At 67.0% G+C, this 270-nt stretch carries 1 pseudogene; it reads right to left on the bottom strand.

Annotated elements, in window-relative coordinates:
• A pseudogene (locus SB756_RS30430) lies at positions 1 to 270 on the bottom strand (PvdJ/PvdD/PvdP-like protein); the annotation flags it as partial.

Below are 270 nucleotides of genomic sequence, written 5' to 3'. Positions count from 1 at the left end.
GTCGGCGGACGGCGACAAAGCTCGCTTGCGCCCCGGAATGCCCCGCCTGCGTCCCTGCCAGGCGTACGTGCCCGCTCAGGGTTGCGCTGCCTCCACCCTCGCTCCAGTCGCCCCATATTTCATCCAGCACGGCATCGCAATCATAGGCCTCGCCAGAACCCGCCATCATCTTCAGTTGCACCTTCGGCAGCCGGTCGGCAGCCAGCGGGCCGTATACCTGCAAACCCTGACCGCCATAGGGCGCAGTACCCAGGTAGCCGCGCACGGCAC

The organism is Pseudomonas sp. SIMBA_068 (assembly GCF_046534705.1).
Classification (GTDB): domain Bacteria; phylum Pseudomonadota; class Gammaproteobacteria; order Pseudomonadales; family Pseudomonadaceae; genus Aquipseudomonas; species Aquipseudomonas putida.
This window is presented reverse-complemented; position numbering and strand designations above follow the sequence as displayed.